The 17,106-nt window shown below is 59.7% G+C and carries 13 protein-coding genes; 5 read left to right on the top strand and 8 right to left on the bottom strand.

All coding sequences use genetic code 11. The features are described from left to right. Positions 1 to 14 precede the first annotated feature (14 nt). A complete protein-coding gene (gene mscL / locus ACK6BI_RS05065; protein ID WP_065257533.1) occupies positions 15 to 428 on the bottom strand; it encodes a large-conductance mechanosensitive channel protein MscL in 414 nt (137 codons plus the stop codon). A 293-nt stretch (positions 429 to 721) separates the two neighbouring features. Between mscL and katB the strand changes: the two genes are divergently transcribed. Beyond that, complete coding sequence (gene katB / locus ACK6BI_RS05060) at positions 722 to 2,236, top strand: catalase KatB (protein ID WP_409316342.1); 1,515 nt, start codon at positions 722 to 724, stop codon at positions 2,234 to 2,236. A gap of 74 nt (positions 2,237 to 2,310) precedes the next feature. After that, positions 2,311 to 3,678, top strand: a complete 1,368-nt coding sequence (radA, locus tag ACK6BI_RS05055; RefSeq protein ID WP_409316222.1) for a DNA repair protein RadA — start codon at positions 2,311 to 2,313, stop codon at positions 3,676 to 3,678. On the opposite strand, the gene ACK6BI_RS05050 is transcribed toward radA, so the two are convergent. After that, positions 3,679 to 4,047 carry a PilZ domain-containing protein gene (locus tag ACK6BI_RS05050; protein WP_409316221.1) on the bottom strand — a complete coding sequence of 123 codons (369 nt, stop codon included), beginning with the start codon at positions 4,045 to 4,047 and terminating at the stop codon, positions 3,679 to 3,681. Positions 4,048 to 4,206: 159 nt separating this feature from the next. Between ACK6BI_RS05050 and ACK6BI_RS05045 the strand changes: the two genes are divergently transcribed. The 3 genes from ACK6BI_RS05045 to yjiA all read left to right on the top strand — a co-directional run bounded on the left by ACK6BI_RS05045 (position 4,207) and on the right by yjiA (position 7,619). Beyond that, positions 4,207 to 6,273, top strand: coding sequence for a carbon starvation CstA family protein (locus ACK6BI_RS05045; RefSeq protein ID WP_409316220.1), 2,067 nt, complete (start codon positions 4,207 to 4,209; stop codon positions 6,271 to 6,273). 15 nt (positions 6,274 to 6,288) lie between these two features. Continuing rightward, positions 6,289 to 6,486, top strand: coding sequence for a YbdD/YjiX family protein (locus ACK6BI_RS05040; protein ID WP_003228401.1), 198 nt, complete (start codon positions 6,289 to 6,291; stop codon positions 6,484 to 6,486). A 161-nt stretch (positions 6,487 to 6,647) separates the two neighbouring features. After that, the gene (gene yjiA, locus ACK6BI_RS05035; protein WP_409316219.1) at positions 6,648 to 7,619 is read left to right on the top strand and encodes a GTPase; all 972 of its coding nucleotides are present in this window, start codon (positions 6,648 to 6,650) and stop codon (positions 7,617 to 7,619) included. A 13-nt stretch (positions 7,620 to 7,632) separates the two neighbouring features. On the opposite strand, the gene ACK6BI_RS05030 is transcribed toward yjiA, so the two are convergent. The 6 genes from ACK6BI_RS05030 to ACK6BI_RS05005 form a co-directional block, all read right to left on the bottom strand. Continuing rightward, positions 7,633 to 8,328 carry a GntR family transcriptional regulator gene (locus ACK6BI_RS05030; protein ID WP_409316218.1) on the bottom strand — a complete coding sequence of 232 codons (696 nt, stop codon included), beginning with the start codon at positions 8,326 to 8,328 and terminating at the stop codon, positions 7,633 to 7,635. Between the two features lie 24 nt (positions 8,329 to 8,352). Further along, entirely contained in the window at positions 8,353 to 9,057 is a 705-nt protein-coding gene (locus tag ACK6BI_RS05025) for a FadR/GntR family transcriptional regulator (RefSeq protein WP_409316217.1), read from the bottom strand. Positions 9,058 to 9,106: 49 nt separating this feature from the next. Next, positions 9,107 to 10,420 carry a C4-dicarboxylate transporter DctA gene (locus ACK6BI_RS05020; protein WP_409316216.1) on the bottom strand — a complete coding sequence of 438 codons (1,314 nt, stop codon included), beginning with the start codon at positions 10,418 to 10,420 and terminating at the stop codon, positions 9,107 to 9,109. Positions 10,421 to 10,766: 346 nt separating this feature from the next. Next, positions 10,767 to 11,318, bottom strand: a complete 552-nt coding sequence (locus ACK6BI_RS05015) for a hypothetical protein (RefSeq protein WP_409316215.1) — start codon at positions 11,316 to 11,318, stop codon at positions 10,767 to 10,769. Between the two features lie 257 nt (positions 11,319 to 11,575). After that, on the bottom strand, positions 11,576 to 12,829 hold the full coding sequence (gene glyA, locus ACK6BI_RS05010) for a serine hydroxymethyltransferase (protein WP_409316214.1): 1,254 nt from the start codon (positions 12,827 to 12,829) through the stop codon (positions 11,576 to 11,578). Positions 12,830 to 13,068: 239 nt separating this feature from the next. Then, positions 13,069 to 16,917: an EAL domain-containing protein gene (locus ACK6BI_RS05005; RefSeq protein ID WP_409316213.1), complete on the bottom strand. Its 3,849-nt coding sequence runs from the start codon at positions 16,915 to 16,917 to the stop codon at positions 13,069 to 13,071. Between the last annotated feature and the right edge of the window lie 189 nt (positions 16,918 to 17,106).

Here is a 17,106-nt window from a genome sequence, read left to right as displayed (position 1 = left end):
GCCGTTCATGGATTTCAGGGCCGATTGTTCTGGGCCTTGAGCAAGTCGCGGATCTCACCCAGCAACTCTTCTTCCTTGGTCGGAACCGGTGGCAGAGTCGGAGCCACGGCCTCTTCGCGCTTCAGGCGGTTGATCGCTTTCACGCCCATGAAGATCGCAAAGGCAACGATCACGAAGTCCAGGACGCTCTGGATGAATTTGCCGTAGGCCAGCACCACCGCAGGGGTCGTGCCTTCGGCCGCCTTGAGGGTGATTGCCAGATCACTGAAGTCCACCCCGCCGATCAGCAGGCCGATTGGCGGCATGATGACGTCACCGACAAACGACGAAACGATTTTGCCGAAGGCTGCACCGATGATGATACCGACGGCCATGTCGACCACATTGCCTTTGACCGCGAAGGCCTTGAACTCGCTGAGCACGCCCATAGTTATTTCCTTGTTACAGATGAGTTTGGTGTACGCAGTGTAAATCAGCAAAACGCGTCCTGCGCGAAACACCTTCTTACAATGCCCGCTTTTATCGACACATCAATTCGCGATTAGTTTGCAAAGTGCCACTAGTCGCGCGCGAATTACTCCGTAAGCCTCTGATCGAAAAGCTATTTTTCTCAATCGCAGAGGTGTGGATTTTCTATTTATCTTCGCTGTCGTGACTCTCTAGCCTCTGGTTGGCGCACCTGGATGCGCCTCAAACAACAGAGGACTCTGAAATGAACTCCATGCCTGGTCGCCGCAGCGTCGGCGTATTAGCCGTCAGCCTGCTGACTCTTTCCGTGAGTGCTGCCCCCCTGACCCGGGATAACGGAGCAGCGGTCGGTGACAACCAGAACTCGCAGACCGCCGGGCCCAACGGCCCGGTACTGCTGCAAGACGTGCAGCTGATTCAGAAGCTGCAGCGCTTCGACCGCGAGCGCATCCCCGAACGCGTCGTCCACGCCCGTGGCACCGGTGCTCACGGTACATTCACCGTGACCGATGACCTGAGCGATCTGAGCAAGGCCAAGGTCTTCGCCGCAGGCCAGGTCACGCCGGTGTTCGTGCGCTTCTCCTCCGTGGTACACGGCAACCACTCTCCGGAAACGCTGCGTGATCCACGGGGCTTCGCCACCAAGTTTTACACCGCCGACGGTAACTGGGACCTGGTAGGCAACAACTTCCCGACGTTCTTTATCCGCGACGCGATCAAGTTCCCGGACATGGTGCATGCTTTCAAACCTGATCCACGTACCAACCTGGATGATGATTCCCGCCGTTTTGACTTCTTCTCTCACGTTCCGGAAGCCACCCGTACGTTGACCGAGCTGTATTCCAACTCCGGGACGCCAGCCAGTTACCGGGAGATGGATGGCAATAGTGTGCATGCCTATAAGTTGGTCAATGAAAAAGGCGATGTGCATTATGTGAAGTTTCACTGGAAAAGTTTGCAAGGGATCAAGAATCTCGATCCGCAGCAAGTCGTAAAAGTTCAGGGTCAAGACTACAGTCATATGACGCATGATCTGGTGAGTCATATAAACAAAGGAAACTTTCCAAAGTGGGACTTGTACATTCAAGTACTGAAACCACAAGATTTGTCCAAGTTTGATTTCGATCCACTGGATGCAACCAAGATCTGGCCAGGTATTCCGGAGCGAAAAGTTGGACAAATGGTGTTGAACCGAAATCCCGCGAATGTGTTCCAGGAAACTGAACAAGTGGCCATGGCACCTTCGAATGTTGTACCGGGAATCGAGCCATCTGAAGATCGTTTGTTGCAAGGTCGTATATTCGCTTATGCCGACACCCAAATGTATCGCCTGGGTGCCAATGCCCTGCAATTGCCCGTCAACGCTGCAAAAGTGGCGATAAACAATGGCAATCAGGATGGCGCGATGAATACCGGGGCGAGTCATTCGGGTGTCAACTATCAACCTAGCCGTCTGCAGCCCCGTGAAGAGACGCAAGGTGCACGCTATAGCCAGACGCCTCTGCAGGGCAGCACGCAACAAGCGAAGATTCAGCGCGAGCAGAACTTCAGGCAGGCCGGCGATCTGTATCGCTCGTTCAGCAAGAAGGAGCGTCAGGATCTGATCGAGAGCTTTGGCGGGTCCCTGGCGAGCGCCGATGACGAGAGCAAGCACATCATGCTGTCCTTCCTCTATAAGGCGGATCCGGAGTACGGCGCCGGGGTGACCAAGGTCGCCAGGGGTGATCTGGATCGGGTCAAGGCTCTGGCGGCTGCACTGGTCGACTGACGCCCATCCATTCAATCCCCCGGCGCCGATTGATGAAGGCTGCGTTATCATCGCGGTTTTTGCCGGGGGTTCAGATGGCCAAGGCCAAGCGCATGTACGGCTGCACCGAGTGCGGCGCAACCTTTCCCAAGTGGGCCGGGCAATGCAGCGAATGCGGCGCCTGGAACACCCTGACCGAAACCATGATCGAGAGCGGCGCTGCCGCGGCGCCGAGCGGGCGCACCGGCTGGGCCGGTCAGCAGGCGCAGATCAAGACCCTGGCCGAAGTCAGCATTGAAGAGATTCCGCGTTTTTCCACAGCCTCCGGCGAACTGGACCGAGTGCTCGGCGGAGGACTGGTGGATGGCTCGGTGGTGCTGATCGGCGGCGATCCGGGTATCGGCAAGTCGACGATTTTGTTGCAGACCCTGTGCAATCTCGCCAAAGGCATGCCCGCGTTGTACGTCACCGGTGAGGAATCCCAGCAACAAGTCGCCATGCGCGCACGTCGTCTGGGGTTGCCGCAGGATCAACTGCGGGTCATGACCGAAACCTGCATCGAAACCATCATCGCCACCGCCCGCCAGGAAAAACCCAAGGTGATGGTGATCGATTCCATCCAGACGATCTTCACCGAGCAACTGCAATCGGCGCCGGGCGGTGTGTCCCAGGTGCGCGAAAGTGCGTCGTTGCTGGTGCGCTACGCCAAGCAGAGCGGCACGGCGATTTTCCTGGTCGGCCACGTGACCAAGGAAGGCGCGCTGGCCGGCCCTCGTGTGCTGGAACACATGGTCGATACCGTTCTTTATTTCGAAGGCGAACCCGATGGTCGCTTGCGCCTGCTGCGAGCGGTGAAGAACCGTTTTGGCGCCGTCAACGAACTGGGCGTGTTTGGCATGACCGACAAGGGGCTGAAGGAAGTCTCCAACCCGTCGGCAATTTTTCTCTCTCGCGCTCAGGAGGAAGTCCCGGGCAGTGTGGTGATGGCGACGTGGGAAGGGACCCGGCCGATGCTGGTGGAAGTCCAGGCCTTGGTGGATGACAGCCATCTGGCGAATCCGCGTCGGGTCACCCTCGGACTGGATCAGAACCGTCTGGCGATGTTGCTGGCGGTACTGCATCGCCATGGCGGCATTCCCACCCACGATCAGGATGTGTTCCTCAATGTGGTGGGTGGGGTGAAGGTGCTGGAAACGGCATCCGACCTGGCATTGATGGCCGCTGTCATGTCGAGCCTGCGCAACCGCCCGCTGCCTCATGATTTGCTGGTGTTCGGTGAAGTCGGCCTGTCGGGCGAGGTACGCCCGGTACCGAGCGGTCAGGAGCGTTTGAAGGAAGCCGCCAAGCACGGTTTCAAGCGTGCGATCGTGCCCAAGGGCAATGCGCCGAAGGAAGCGCCGGCAGGGCTGCAGATCATTGCGGTGACGCGCCTGGAGCAGGCGCTGGACTCACTCTTCGAGTGATCAGAGTTCCATCAATGCCCCAAGCTCTCGTTCCAGCTCGGCCTCGTCCCCGAGGTTGAGCTCGATCAGACGGCGCAGACGCTGGATCGACTCCAGGCTGATGTGCCGACACTGGAAGCCCAACTGGCCATGATCGTCGTGCGCCAGTTGCACATCCATCTGAATGTCGATGTCCTTGCTCAAACGAATATTGACGTTGAAGTCCTGCGTTTCATCCCCCAGCCACGGTTCCGGCCGTTCGATCAGCAGTCCCTTGAGCGACAGGTCGATCAACTTCACCGGCCAGATGTACTCGCCCTGGCTCAATTCGGTTCTGGCATCGAACGCGATACGTTTGAAGCGGCGACGCTCGGACGGGTGCTCGCTCATGGCGCGATCCTCTTGACGGTACGCTGACTATAGACCCGCCATGCCGGACGCTGCCAGTCGGGCGGGGCGTCAGACCAATGTCGGGGTATGGTCTTTGCTGCCAGTAGCGCTAAACTCGGGGTGGCTGTCTTTCTTGTCCACCCTGGCTGGAATAATAAAATGAAAAATAATAATAGCCTGCTGCGCCACTTACCCTGGCTAGTGCTGGCAATCGTAGGAGCGTGCGCCCTGGGCGTAGTGGCATTGCGCCGAGGCGAGGCGATCAATGCCTTGTGGATCGTGGTCGCCGCCGTGGCCATCTATCTGGTTGCGTACCGTTACTACAGCCTGTTCATCGCAAACAATGTGATGCAACTCGACCCGCGCCGGGCCACCCCCGCCGTGCTCAACAACGACGGTCTGGATTACGTTCCGACCAACAGACACATTCTCTTCGGACATCACTTCGCGGCCATCGCCGGCGCGGGGCCGCTGGTCGGCCCGGTACTGGCGGCGCAGATGGGCTATCTGCCCGGCACATTATGGCTGATCGCCGGCGTGGTGCTGGCGGGTGCGGTGCAGGACTTCATGGTTCTGTTCATGTCCACCCGTCGCAACGGCCGTTCCCTGGGCGACATGGTGCGTGAGGAAATGGGCCGCATCCCCGGCACCATCGCGCTGTTCGGCTGCTTCCTGATCATGATCATCATCCTCGCGGTGCTGGCGCTGATCGTCGTCAAGGCCCTGGCCGAGAGCCCATGGGGCATCTTCACCGTCATGGCGACCATCCCGATCGCGATGTTCATGGGCATCTACATGCGCTACATCCGTCCGGGCCGCATCGGCGAGATCTCGGTGATCGGCGTGGTGCTGCTGCTCGGTTCGATCTGGCTCGGCGGGCAGATTGCAGCCGATCCGGTGTGGGCCAAGGCCTTCAGCTTCACCGGCGTGCAAATCACCTGGATGCTGATCGGTTACGGTTTTGTCGCGGCGGTACTACCGGTCTGGCTGATCCTCGCGCCACGTGACTATCTGTCCACATTCCTCAAGATCGGCACCATCATCGCTCTGGCGATCGGCATCCTGATCACCATGCCGGAGCTGAAAATGCCGGCGCTGACCCAGTTCGTCGATGGCACCGGCCCGGTATGGAAGGGCGGTCTGTTCCCGTTCCTGTTCATCACCATCGCCTGCGGTGCGGTATCGGGCTTCCACGCGCTGATCTCGTCCGGCACCACGCCGAAACTGCTGGATAACGAAACCAACGCCCGCTACATCGGTTACGGCGGCATGCTGATGGAATCGTTCGTGGCCATCATGGCCATGGTGGCCGCCTCGGTGATCGAGCCGGGCGTGTACTTCGCCATGAACAGCCCGGCTGCCGTGGTGGGTGGTGATGTGGTGGCGGTAGCGACCGCGGTCAGCAACTGGGGCTTTGCGATTACCCCGGATGCCCTGCAGGCCGTGGCCCATGACATCGGCGAAACCACCATCCTGGCCCGTGCCGGCGGTGCACCGACCCTGGCGGTCGGTATCGCGCAGATCCTGCACAGTGTCCTGCCGGGTGAAAACACCATGGCGTTCTGGTACCACTTCGCGATCCTGTTCGAAGCGCTGTTCATCCTGACCGCGGTGGACGCCGGCACCCGTGCCGGACGCTTCATGCTGCAGGACCTGCTCGGTTCCTTCGTGCCGGCACTCAAGCGTACCGAATCCTGGGCCGCCAACCTGATAGCCACCGCCGGTTGTGTGGCGATGTGGGGCTGGTTGCTGTATCAGGGCGTGATCGATCCGCTGGGCGGCATCAACACCTTGTGGCCGTTGTTCGGTATCTCCAACCAGATGCTGGCCGGTATCGCGCTGATGCTCGGTACCGTGGTCCTGATCAAGATGAAGCGTCAGCGCTATATCTGGGTCACTCTGCTGCCGGCGGCCTGGCTGCTGATCTGCACCACGACCGCAGGCTTCATCAAGCTGTTCGATGCCAACCCGGCCGTCGGCTTCCTGTCGCTGGCCAAAAAGTACAGCGATGCGCTGGCTGCGGGCCAGGTGGTGGCGCCGGCCAAGAGCGTCGAGCAGATGCAGCATGTGATCTTCAACGCCTACACCAACGCAACGCTGACCGCGCTGTTCCTGTTCGTGGTGTTCAGCATCCTGTTCTATGCGCTCAAGGTCGGCATCGCCGCTTGGGGCAAAAAAGAGCGTACGGATAAAGAATCGCCGTTCCAGGCTCTGCCGGACGCGTAATCAGAGGATTGCACCATGTTCAATGACCTGAGTCGCCTCGGTAAATACCTCGGTCAGGCCGCGCGCCTGATGGTCGGCATGCCCGACTACGACACCTACGTCGAGCATATGCAAACCAAACACCCGGACAAGCCGGTGATGAGCTACGAGATGTTCTTTCGCGAACGTCAGGAAGCCCGTTACGGTGGCAAGGGTGGGCCGAAGTGCTGTTGATCTGACAGCCCGGGGTTGATGCAATCCCTCTGTGGGAGCGGGCTTGCCCGCGAAAGCGGTGTGTCATCGAGCAATATTGTCGATTGACACGCCCTTTCGCGAGCAGGCTCGCTCCCACATTTGTTTTGTGTTGTTCATCCATTTTGTAAAGGGGATCGAAGTTGTCTTCTCCAATACCGGTCACGGTGCTCAGCGGCTTTCTCGGCGCCGGCAAGACCACTTTGTTGCGCCATCTATTGAAAGCCGAGCATGGCCTGAAAATCGCCGTAATCGAGAACGAGTTCAGCGACGCCGGCATCGACACCCAACTGCTGGGCGACGAGCCGGTGCAAGTCATGACCCTGGCCAACGGCTGCGTCTGCTGCACCATTCACACCGATCTGACCAAAGCCCTGTATCTGCTGCTGGAGCGCCTGGACAGCGGTGAAATCGCGTTTGATCGGCTGGTCATCGAATGCACCGGTCTGGCTGATCCGGCCCCGGTGGCGCAGACGTTTTTCATCGACGAAGAATTGCGCGAGCGTTACCTGCTCGACGGCATCATCACCCTGGTCGACGCGGCTCATGCCGAGTTGCACCTGACCCAGACCATCGCCCAGGCGCAGATCGGTTTTGCCGACCGCTTGCTGGTGAGCAAGACCGATCTGGTGGACGAAGCTGCGTTCACGGCGCTCAGCGAACGCCTGACCCGCATCAACCGCCGGGCACCGATTCGCGTGGTGGAACACGGCAACATCGAGCTGGCTGAATTGCTCGATGTACGCGGTTTCAACCTGAATGCCGATCTCGGTGGCGGGGTGAGTCTGCGACCGGTCAGCAAGGCGCCTTCCATCGACCGGATTTCCAGTCTGGTGCTGCGCACCGACCAGCCGTTGGATATCGACCGGCTCAGCGAATTCATGAATGAGCTGCTGGAAGAACACGGCAAGCAATTGCTGCGCTACAAAGGCGTGTTGAACATTGCGGGTGAGGATCGGCGGCTGGTGTTTCAGGGCGTGCTGAAACTCTACGGCTTCGACTGGGATACGGAGTGGGCCGAAGGCGAGGCGCGGGAAAGCGTGATCGTGTTCATCGCCGATGAATTGCCGGAAGAGAAGATCCGGGCGGGGTTTGCCAGAGTGGCGGCGAACTGAGTCCGCCGCTGTTTCAGTGTATGGAGCCGCTGAGAATCGTCTGCTCCAGATAATCCAGATGACGGTTCATCAGCGACACAGCCTCGGCGGTGTCATCACGCTCGATCGCCTCGACGATCCGGGCGTGATCCTGCCAGCCGCAACAACTGTGCGTGGCTTCAGTGCATCGCGCAATCGCCAGTGAGGTCAACGGCACCAATGTGCCGAGAAAATGCGCCAACGGTGCATTCCCCGCCATTTTCGCCAACTGCAAATGAAACTCCCCGGACAAACGAATTGCCGCACCGCGTCGGTCGTTATCCACAGCCTGGCGCTCGCGTTCGATCAGCGCTCTCAGGCGCTTCAGCTCTTCAGCCTGTGCATGCTGACAAGCCAGTCGCACCAGCGTGTTCTCGGCCAGACGCCGGGCGTGCAAGGCCTGACGGGTCTGCTCGGCGTCCGGCGCAGCCACCCTTGGCCGATGGTTGGCCCGCAGCACAATGATTTGTTCGTGGGACAACCGGGTCAGCGCCCGACGCACGTCTGCACGACTGACACCGAACATCTGCTTGAGACTTTCTTCGGTGAAACGGCTGGCGGTATCGAGGCGCTGTTCAAGGATCGCATCGAACAATCGCGGATACAGGTCATCCATCGGCACTTGCAGCCGGGAGAAGGACCGGGCCGCCGGGGACTGGCGAGGATGTGACGGCGTGGCAAGGCTGTTCATGGCCGGTCTCCAGTGTGAAGTGTTTCAGTGGTTCAAGTGGTCATCCGGAATATTCAGCTCGACTCCCATTCGCTGGCCTTCACGCAGGATATGCCGGCGCATTTCGGCGCTGGCCTGAGCGCTGTTCTTGCTGCGGATCGCGCGTACCACGGCTTCGTTTTCCTCAAGGCGTTCGGCCAGATGTTCAGGCGAGTTGCGCAGTACCTCGGCGCTTTGCCGAAGGGCGTTGCTGGTCTGTTGCACCACGCTCTGGAAAATCGGGTTGGAGGTCAGGGTGAACAGCTCTTCGTGGAAGGCGATGTAGGCGCTGACGCCGGCCTCGCTGTCGCCGGCTTCTAGGGCTTCGCGCATGTCCATCAGGGTCAGACGCAGTTGCCCGACTTCCTTGCTGCTGATCGACTGCGCCACCAGACCGACGATGAACGGTTCGAGGGTGTAGCGCAGTTGCAGCACGTCTTCGAGGCTGGCACCGGCCACAGCGCTGTCGTGGCTTTGGCTGTCACTGGCCTGAGCGTCGAGCACCACCACGCCTTTTCCCGGCATCGAGCGCACCAGGCCGAGGGTTTCCAGCACGATCACCGCTTCGCGCAGGCTCGGACGGCTGATGCCCAGTTGCTCGGCCAGTTCACGCTGGCCCGGCAACATTTCGCCGGAGCGCCACTGGCCACGGGCGAGGGCGGCCCGGAGTTTTTCCACCACTGAGTTGACGACGGTTGATGTAGTAATCACGTATTCGCTCCATGCGCCGTGCCTGCATCTGCGCAGGCACGGCGGTCATTCAGAATTCTTTGGCCGCCGCTTGAGCGACCGTTTTTCTTGGCTGAAAGGTATAGCCCTGCTGACCGCTGAGCACCTTGTTTGCCCGTTGCACATCGATGTCTTTTTCCCAGCGTGCGATGGCCACGGTGGCGACGCAGTTGCCGATCAGGTTGGTCAGCGCCCGGCCGATGCCCATGAACCAGTCTACCGCCAGCACCAGCACCAGACCGACCACCGGAATCGCCGGGATGGCCGTCAGCGTCGCTGCGAGAATCACCAGCGCCGAGCCCGGAATGCCGTGGGCGCCTTTGGAGGTGATCAGCGACACCAGCAGAATCGTCAGCAGATCGGTCATGGCCAGCGGCGTGCCGGTGGCGTTGGCGATGAACACGATGGCCAGGGTCAGGTAGATCGAAAAACCATCGAGGTTGAACGAGTAACCGGTGGGAATCACCAGCCCGACCGTCGAGCTGCCGATACCCAGATGTTCCAGCTTGCGCATGATCTGCGGCAGCACGGCGTCGGACGACGCGGTGCCCATGACGATCAGCAGTTCTTCGCGCAGGTACTTGAGCAACGGCCACATGCGCAGGCCGGAGAGGCGCATCACCAGGCCGAGAATCAGCGCGACGAAGGCGATGCAGGTCAGATAGAACAAACCGACCAGGCTACCCAGATGTTGCAGGGAATCGAGGCCATATTTGCTGGTGGTGAAGGCGATGGCGCCGAACACGCCGATCGGTGCCAGACGCACGATCATGCCCATGATCCGGAAGATCACATGGCTCAGTTCGTTGATCAGCCGCGAAATCCCGGAAGCGGCTTCGCCCACCAGATTCAATGCGCTGCCGAACAGTACCGAAAACAGCAGCACTTGCAGGATGTTGTTGTCGGCGAAGGCACCCAGTACCGAGGTCGGGATCAGGTCCATCAGGAACTGGGTGGTGGTGTGCATGTGCTGTCCGCGCTCGGCGATGTCGCCCATATCGGCGGCGGACAGTTGCTCCAGATGAATGTTCGCGCCGCCGCCGATCCCGGTGCTGAACGCGAACACCAGACCGATCACCAGCGCGATAGTGGTCAGCACTTCGAAGTAGATTACCGACTTGAGGCCGATGCGCCCGACCTTCTTCAGGTCGCCGGCGCCGCTGATGCCACTGACCACCACGCAGAACACGATCAGGCCGATGAGCATCTTGATCAGTTTGATGAAACCGTCGCCGAGCGGTTTGAGCTGGGCAGAGTATTCAGGAAGGGTCAGCCCGCAGACGATGCCGAGCATCAGGCCGAGAACCACTTGGAGGAAGATTGAACGCGAGCACCATCTGAGCATGAGAGGAGTCCTGGTCGGTGTCCTGGCTGCCGTGCGCGGGGCGCATCAGATTCAGGACTTAATTATTGTGGTCTTACCGGTATGTCCAGTGCGGGTGCAGTCTAGGCGCTGTTTTTTACGGATCGCAAGTGAAAATTGAAGATTTGGCATGACCGGTCTGACCAGTGGCGATTTGTCGCCGTACAGGCGCGAACGGGTTGAAAGGTTTGAGATCGATTGCAGAGGCCGAGCTTTTTTTGATCGGTGCTACTGCTAAAGACATGAGTGGTGGTGGGAAGAGAATGGGGGTTCTGATGTAGTTCCCTGTAGCCGATCAGTACTGGATCGGCTACAAAGTTTTTACTGATCAGACTTCATCAGGGTGATCAATGTAAGAGGCGTTTCGCTCAAGGATTGTAAAACGAAATTTGAAGGGTCTTCCGCCCTTGTCAGCGAAGTAGGTGAACGTTGAGTCATGTAGTTTGTACGTATGCAATAAGCCTGGCGACTCTGAGGTTTGTAGATATGCCTCCAATCTATTTGATTGATGGTTATCAATTGAGAGCGTGTCTCCCTGTTTTCCGATAAGTTTGAAAAGGTTCGAACCTTCGGGAGCGAATGCTCCCAGAATCCCGTTTTTGTCGAGGCTCAGGCACTTTCCGTAATAGGGGCCAGGGGTCCGGATATAGAGTCTGTATCCCCGGTCGGTATGCCTGAAATACAAGGTCAGACGGGGTTCCGGGCGAACGCCCAGGAGGTGCGAATCATTGCGTGATTGCGGCTTTCCACTGAAATGTCCGCCACTGAACAGTGAAGAGGTCACAGTGGCTGGCTTGCCATTGACCACGTCAAGAAAGTGCACCAGATCAGTTTGTATGCCAATGGTTGCAACAAAGGATTTTTGTCGGTCGGTACTCATGTTGCTCTCTCAATATCCATATTGTTTTTTCTCGGCAGCAAGTGCTTCGTTGCTCATGCGCAGGAAATGGATAATGTGCTGTTTGAGAGTCGGGTGGGGAGGGGGATGTGCATCAAATTATTTAATGGATCTAATGCTGGTTGATGCAGTATTTTTTTGGTTCCGAAGTTTTATGTGTTCTTCGCTTTTTGTTCAGCTATAAAAAAAGCCCGATCATTTCTGATCGGGCTTTTTTTATAGGCGGCAGTACGGGCTTGTTAAGCGCCGTATACCGGCAGTTTCTTGCAGATGGCTTTGACTTTCTCACGAACGGCATCGATCACCGCTTCGTTGTTCAGGTCAGCCAGGATGTCGCAGATCCAGCCGGCCAGTTCCTTGCACTCTGCTTCCTTGAAGCCACGAGTGGTCACAGCCGGAGTACCGAAGCGCAGGCCGGAGGTGACGAACGGGGAACGTGGATCGTTTGGCACGGAGTTCTTGTTCACGGTGATGAATGCTTTGCCCAGAGCGGCGTCGGCGTCTTTACCGGAGATTTCCTGCTTGATCAGCGACAACAGGAACAGGTGGTTTTGAGTGCCACCGGAGACCACGTCGAAACCGCGTTCGATGAACACGCCGGCCATGGCCTGGGCGTTTTTCACCACTTGTTGCTGGTAAGCCTTGAACTCAGGCTGCAGTGCTTCCTTGAAGCAGATCGCCTTGGCGGCGATCACGTGCTCCAGCGGGCCACCCTGGGCGCCCGGGAATACTGCGGAGTTCAGCTTCTTCTCGATGTCGGCGTTGGCCTTGGCCAGGATCAGGCCGCCACGTGGACCGCGCAGGGTCTTGTGGGTGGTGGTGGTGACCACGTCAGCGAACGGAACCGGGTTCGGATAGACGCCAGCGGCGACCAGACCGGCCACGTGAGCCATGTCGACGAACAGGTAGGCGCCCACCTTGTCGGCGATGGCGCGGAAACGCGGGAAGTCCAGAACCTGGGAGTAGGCAGAGAAACCGGCCACGATCATTTTCGGCTTGTGTTCTACCGCCAGACGCTCGACTTCGTCGTAGTCGATCAGGCCGTTGGCGTCGATACCGTACTGGATGGCGTTGTACAGCTTGCCGGAGGAGGAAACGCTGGCGCCGTGGGTCAGGTGACCGCCGTGAGCCAGGCTCATGCCCAGGATGGTGTCACCGGCCGACAGCAGGGCCAGGTAGACAGCGGCGTTGGCCTGGGAACCGGCGTGCGGCTGAACGTTGGCGTAGTCGGCGCCGAACAGCTCCTTGGCGCGGTCGATGGCCAGTTGCTCGACAACGTCGACGTACTCGCAACCACCGTAGTAGCGCTTGCCTGGGTAGCCTTCGGCGTACTTGTTGGTCAGTACCGAGCCTTGAGCTTCCATCACCGCTGGGCTGGTGTAGTTCTCCGAAGCGATCAGCTCGATGTGTTCTTCCTGGCGCTGGGCTTCTTGCTCCATGGCGGCAAAAAGATCGGCGTCGTACTTGGCAATAGTCAAATCACGGCTGAACATGGCGGTCCTCAAGGATCGGGGGCAGAAAAGGGGGGCATTCTAACCCAACGGGTTTTGGATGGCATATGAAACGACATCATGTCGCAGACAAGTGGCGTTCATGACCAGATATGTGGCGTCCGTGCCGGCCTTTTCCTGGCCAGCCGGTTCGCACAATAGCCGGGTTGGCGGAAGGATTCCGTGATCGACATCAATCCCTGTGGGAGCGAGCCTGCTCGCGAAGACCGCGCCGCTGATTTTCAGTCGAACATGAACAGCGCGTCATTGCTGAACTGCGCTTCGAAGCGGGTGGCCGGCATGGGGCGCCCGAACAGATAACCCTGAACCTCATCGCAACCGTGTTCGCGCAGGAAGTCCAGCTGTTCATGGGTTTCCACGCCCTCGGCGATCACCGCCAGGTTGAGGCTGTGGGCCATGGCGATGATCGCCCGGGCAATCTGCGCATCCTGCTCGCCGGACGGCAGGCCGTCGACGAACGTGCGGTCGATCTTCAGTACGTCGATCGGGAATTGCTTGAGGTAGTTCAGCGACGAGTAACCGGTACCGAAGTCGTCGACCGCGATGCTCAGGCCGAGGTTCTTCAGGCCGGCGAGGATCTGCATCGCCTCGCTGACTTCGCGCATCAGGATACTTTCCGTCAGTTCCAGCTCCAGGCATGCCGGCGGCAGACCTGTTTCCTTGAGGATGGTGGCGATCCGCGTGCCGAGCTGGCCGTCGGAGAACTGCCGGGCGGAAATGTTCACCGAGACCTTCGGCACGCGTACGCGGCTCTGGTGCCAGGTCTTGAGCTGACGGCAGGCCTCGCTGATCACCCAGTCGCCGACGTCCACCACCAGCCCGAGTTCTTCGAGCACCGGGATGAAGTCCCCCGGCGGCACCAGCCCGCGACGAGGATGGCGCCAGCGCAGAAGGGCCTCGGCGCCAGTCAGGCGTTTGCCATCGCCGCTGAACTGCGGCTGGTAATACAACACGAATTCGTTCTGCTCGAGGGCATGCCGCAGGTCGCTTTCCAGTTCCAGGCGCTCCAGCGCACTGGCGTTCATGTCGGCCTGATAGAACTGGAAGTTGTTCTTGCCGCGCTCCTTGGCGTGATACATCGCGGTGTCGGCGTTCTTCATCAGCTGGCTGAGTTCGTTGCCGTCTTGCGGGCTCAGGGCGATGCCGATACTGGCGGTGACGAAGAATTCACGACCCTCCAGCACGAACGGTCGCACCAGACTGCCCAGAATCTGTTCGGCCACATGGATCGCCCGGTTCAGCGCCATCTCGCGGCTGGAGCGATGCTGCAGCAGCAAGGTGAATTCGTCGCCGCCCATCCGTGCCACGGTGTCGTCATCGTCGACGCAGGCCAGCAACCGGGTGGCCATGTCTTTGAGCATGCGGTCGCCGGCGGCGTGACCAAGGGAGTCGTTGATCGGCTTGAAACGGTCGAGGTCGAGGAACATCAGCACCACCCACGACTTCTGCCGTTCGGCCGATTGCAGTGCGGTGTGCAGGCGATCCTGGAACAGCGTACGGTTCGGCAGGTGGGTCAGGGCGTCGTAGTAGGCGAGGCGGTGAATCCGCTGCTCGCTGGCCTTGCGTTCGCTGATGTCACTGAAGAAGCACACGTAACTGGCCAGATCGCCCTCGTCGTCGAGCACGGCGGTGATGCCCACCCATGCCGGGTAATGCTCGCCGTTGCGGCGCTTGAGCCAGACTTCGCCTTCCCACGTGCTGTGCTGATGCAATTGCTTGAGCACGTAGCGCAGATGCGCGTCCTGCTGTTCGTCCACAGTGAGCATGTTCGGCAACTGGTCGAGCACCTCGCTCACCGCGTAGCCGCTGACCCGACTGAACGCTTCGTTGGCTTGAACGATGTAGCCGGCCGGATCGGTGATCAGGATCGCCGAGGTCGAGTGCTCGAATACCGTGGCGGCCATGCGCAGGTCTTTTTCGGCGCGGCGTTGCTGGCTGATGTCGCGACCGACACCGAGCACACCTTCGAAGGCACCATGCTCGTCCCACACCAGTACCAGGCGCAGTTCGATCGGAATCTTGCGGCCATCGGCGCGCAGACAGTCGAACAGGAACATCTGGGTCTGCACCTGACTGCGCAGGATGGCCAGTTGCTCGGGCTTGTCCAAGGCCTTGCTGACCCGATCCATCAACTGATAGATGCCGTTGAGTTGCTGCGGGTTGGCGATGGTCGATTGCCAGCCGTTCTGGAAAATCCACTCGGCGTCGTAGCCCAGCACTGCTTGCACCGACGGGCTGACGTAGTTCAGCACCAGCTTGCTGTCGGTGGAGAAAATCACGTCGCTGATGCTTTCGGCGAGCATCCGGTAGCGCTGTTCGCTGTCGCGCAGGGATTCGCTGGCCTCGATCTGCTCGGTGATGTCCTTGGCCACGCCGATGATCCGCGTCACCTGATCCTGCTTGTCCCGGGCCAGCGCCTGCTCGCGGATATCGAAACGCCGCCACTTGCCGTCGCGGTGACGGAAGCGCAACTGGCATTGCAGCAACTGGCTGTAACCGGCGTGGCGCTGCATCTGCCGTGAGCGATGGTAGTAGTCGGCGTCTTCCGGGTGCAGGAGGATTTCCCAGAAGTACTCGCCCATCTGATGCAGTTCTGTGCGGTTGTAACCGAGCGTCTGGCCCAGGTGATGGTTGCTGAAGATCATCCGCTGGCTGATCACATCCTGCACGTACAGGTGATCCGGCACGGTGCGCACCACATCCGACCAGAACCCTTCGCGCTCCAGCAGCGACAGTTCGATCAGCTTGCGGCTGGTGATGTCGTTGATGCTCAGGATCACGGCCTTGTAGTCGTGCTGCTCCCGAGGCAGGCGCAACACCAGCCACAGGTGCTGGTCGCGGCCATTGATGTCCGGCAGTCTGATTTCCAGCTCCAGCTGTTCCTGTTGCTGAAGCACGGCGTCGAGCACTTGATTGCCGATGGCGCACTGACTGTGTCGACGGCCGTCGATCAGCAATTGCCACGCGTGCTCGCAGGAATTGACGTTGAGCAGTTGCAGCGCCACCTGATTGACCTCGGTGACCCGCAACTCCTGCAGCAGTTGCAGGCGCTGTGACGGTTGGTCGAGCCAGGCCTTGAGCTGATCGCCGGTCTGGATCCGGGCTCTCTCGAAAACCTGCTTGAGCCCCGACAGATCCAGCACGCACAGCGCCACGCCGGTGCCTTCGAAAATATCCTGATAACGCCGACGCCCCTCATGCACCTGGCGCTGGCGGCGGCGCATGTTCAGCAAGGCGATGAACGGCAGCAGCGACAGCGCCAGGCCCAGGAGACATTTGCCGATAAACGCCGGCAACAATTCTTCGAGTACATGCTGCCGGTCGAACAGTCCGCGCAGTTGCCAGTCGCTGCTGCTCAGGGGCACGGTCAGCACGCTGTTGGCCAGATCTTCCGGCGTCAGGGTGCTGGCCTTGATGGAAGGCAGGCCTTCGTCGCGACTGATGATCTGGTGATTGATGCGATTTTCCACCAGCCATAGCGGACGGATGCCGGTGTCGCCCTGCTTGGTCAGCGAAGAGAAGAATGTCGGTGTCAGGCGCAGCGCCCAGTAACCGCGCGTGCTGCCGCTGGCCTGATGGAGCAACAGATGCACCACCGAGCCGTCGTCGGCGTTGCTGAAGTAGTGCGCCTGGGCATGACTGCGACGCACCAGATCGCTGAGGTAGTCGGCGTCCTTGCTGTCTGTGGCGCTGTCGCTGAGGACTTTCCCCGAGGGGCTGAGCAAGGCCAGGCTTTGCAGGTCCGGCAGGGATTTCTGCAGCTTGCGCAGCAGTGCCTGCTGTTCGTCGGCGGACTGTGGCTGTTCGACGATCGGTAGCAGATTGAGCGCGATCTGCGCGTTCAGCGACATGTTCAGGCTGACTTGCGAAGCGAGATCGGCGGTGTAGTCGATGGTGTACTGGCGCTGGTTTTTCTGGGTTTCGCGCAACTGATCGAGCAATTGCCAGAACAGCAATGCCAGCAGCATCAGCACCAATGTTGCCAGCGCGCCCTTCAATGTTCCGCGCAGGGACGAGCCGGGCGCCGGTTGGGTGCTGCTCACAGAAGCTGGCGGAGTGACATTGGACAAGCTGTAATCCTGCGGTCTGGCTGGACTGGCGCGACGTGCACTATAAGCCGGGCGCCCAAAGGGCGGCTAGCATGCCTTGAGTTGTGGCGAAGTGCCAGCCCTGCTCGGCTGGACTGCCTTCCGTCATTAAGGTAGCTTTGCCGGTTACGCGGGAGCGTTCCAGCTCCTAGACTCAGACTTTTTCAGCGC

This window comes from Pseudomonas sp. KCJK9016, assembly GCF_046231795.1.
Lineage (GTDB): Bacteria > Pseudomonadota > Gammaproteobacteria > Pseudomonadales > Pseudomonadaceae > Aquipseudomonas > Aquipseudomonas bananamidigenes.
This window is presented reverse-complemented; position numbering and strand designations above follow the sequence as displayed.

Bases quoted from the DNA above. Each gene is read 5' to 3' on its own strand.
- mscL (WP_065257533.1), bottom strand. From the start codon at position 428: ATGGGCGTGCTCAGCGAGTTCAAGGCCTTCGCGGTCAAAGGCAATGTG.
- katB (WP_409316342.1), top strand. From the start codon at position 722: ATGCCTGGTCGCCGCAGCGTCGGCGTATTAGCCGTCAGCCTGCTGACT.
- radA (WP_409316222.1), top strand. From the start codon at position 2,311: ATGGCCAAGGCCAAGCGCATGTACGGCTGCACCGAGTGCGGCGCAACC.
- ACK6BI_RS05050 (WP_409316221.1), bottom strand. From the start codon at position 4,047: ATGAGCGAGCACCCGTCCGAGCGTCGCCGCTTCAAACGTATCGCGTTC.
- ACK6BI_RS05045 (WP_409316220.1), top strand. From the start codon at position 4,207: ATGAAAAATAATAATAGCCTGCTGCGCCACTTACCCTGGCTAGTGCTG.
- ACK6BI_RS05040 (WP_003228401.1), top strand. From the start codon at position 6,289: ATGTTCAATGACCTGAGTCGCCTCGGTAAATACCTCGGTCAGGCCGCG.
- ACK6BI_RS05030 (WP_409316218.1), bottom strand. From the start codon at position 8,328: ATGAACAGCCTTGCCACGCCGTCACATCCTCGCCAGTCCCCGGCGGCC.
- ACK6BI_RS05020 (WP_409316216.1), bottom strand. From the start codon at position 10,420: ATGCTCAGATGGTGCTCGCGTTCAATCTTCCTCCAAGTGGTTCTCGGC.
- ACK6BI_RS05015 (WP_409316215.1), bottom strand. From the start codon at position 11,318: ATGAGTACCGACCGACAAAAATCCTTTGTTGCAACCATTGGCATACAA.
- glyA (WP_409316214.1), bottom strand. From the start codon at position 12,829: ATGTTCAGCCGTGATTTGACTATTGCCAAGTACGACGCCGATCTTTTT.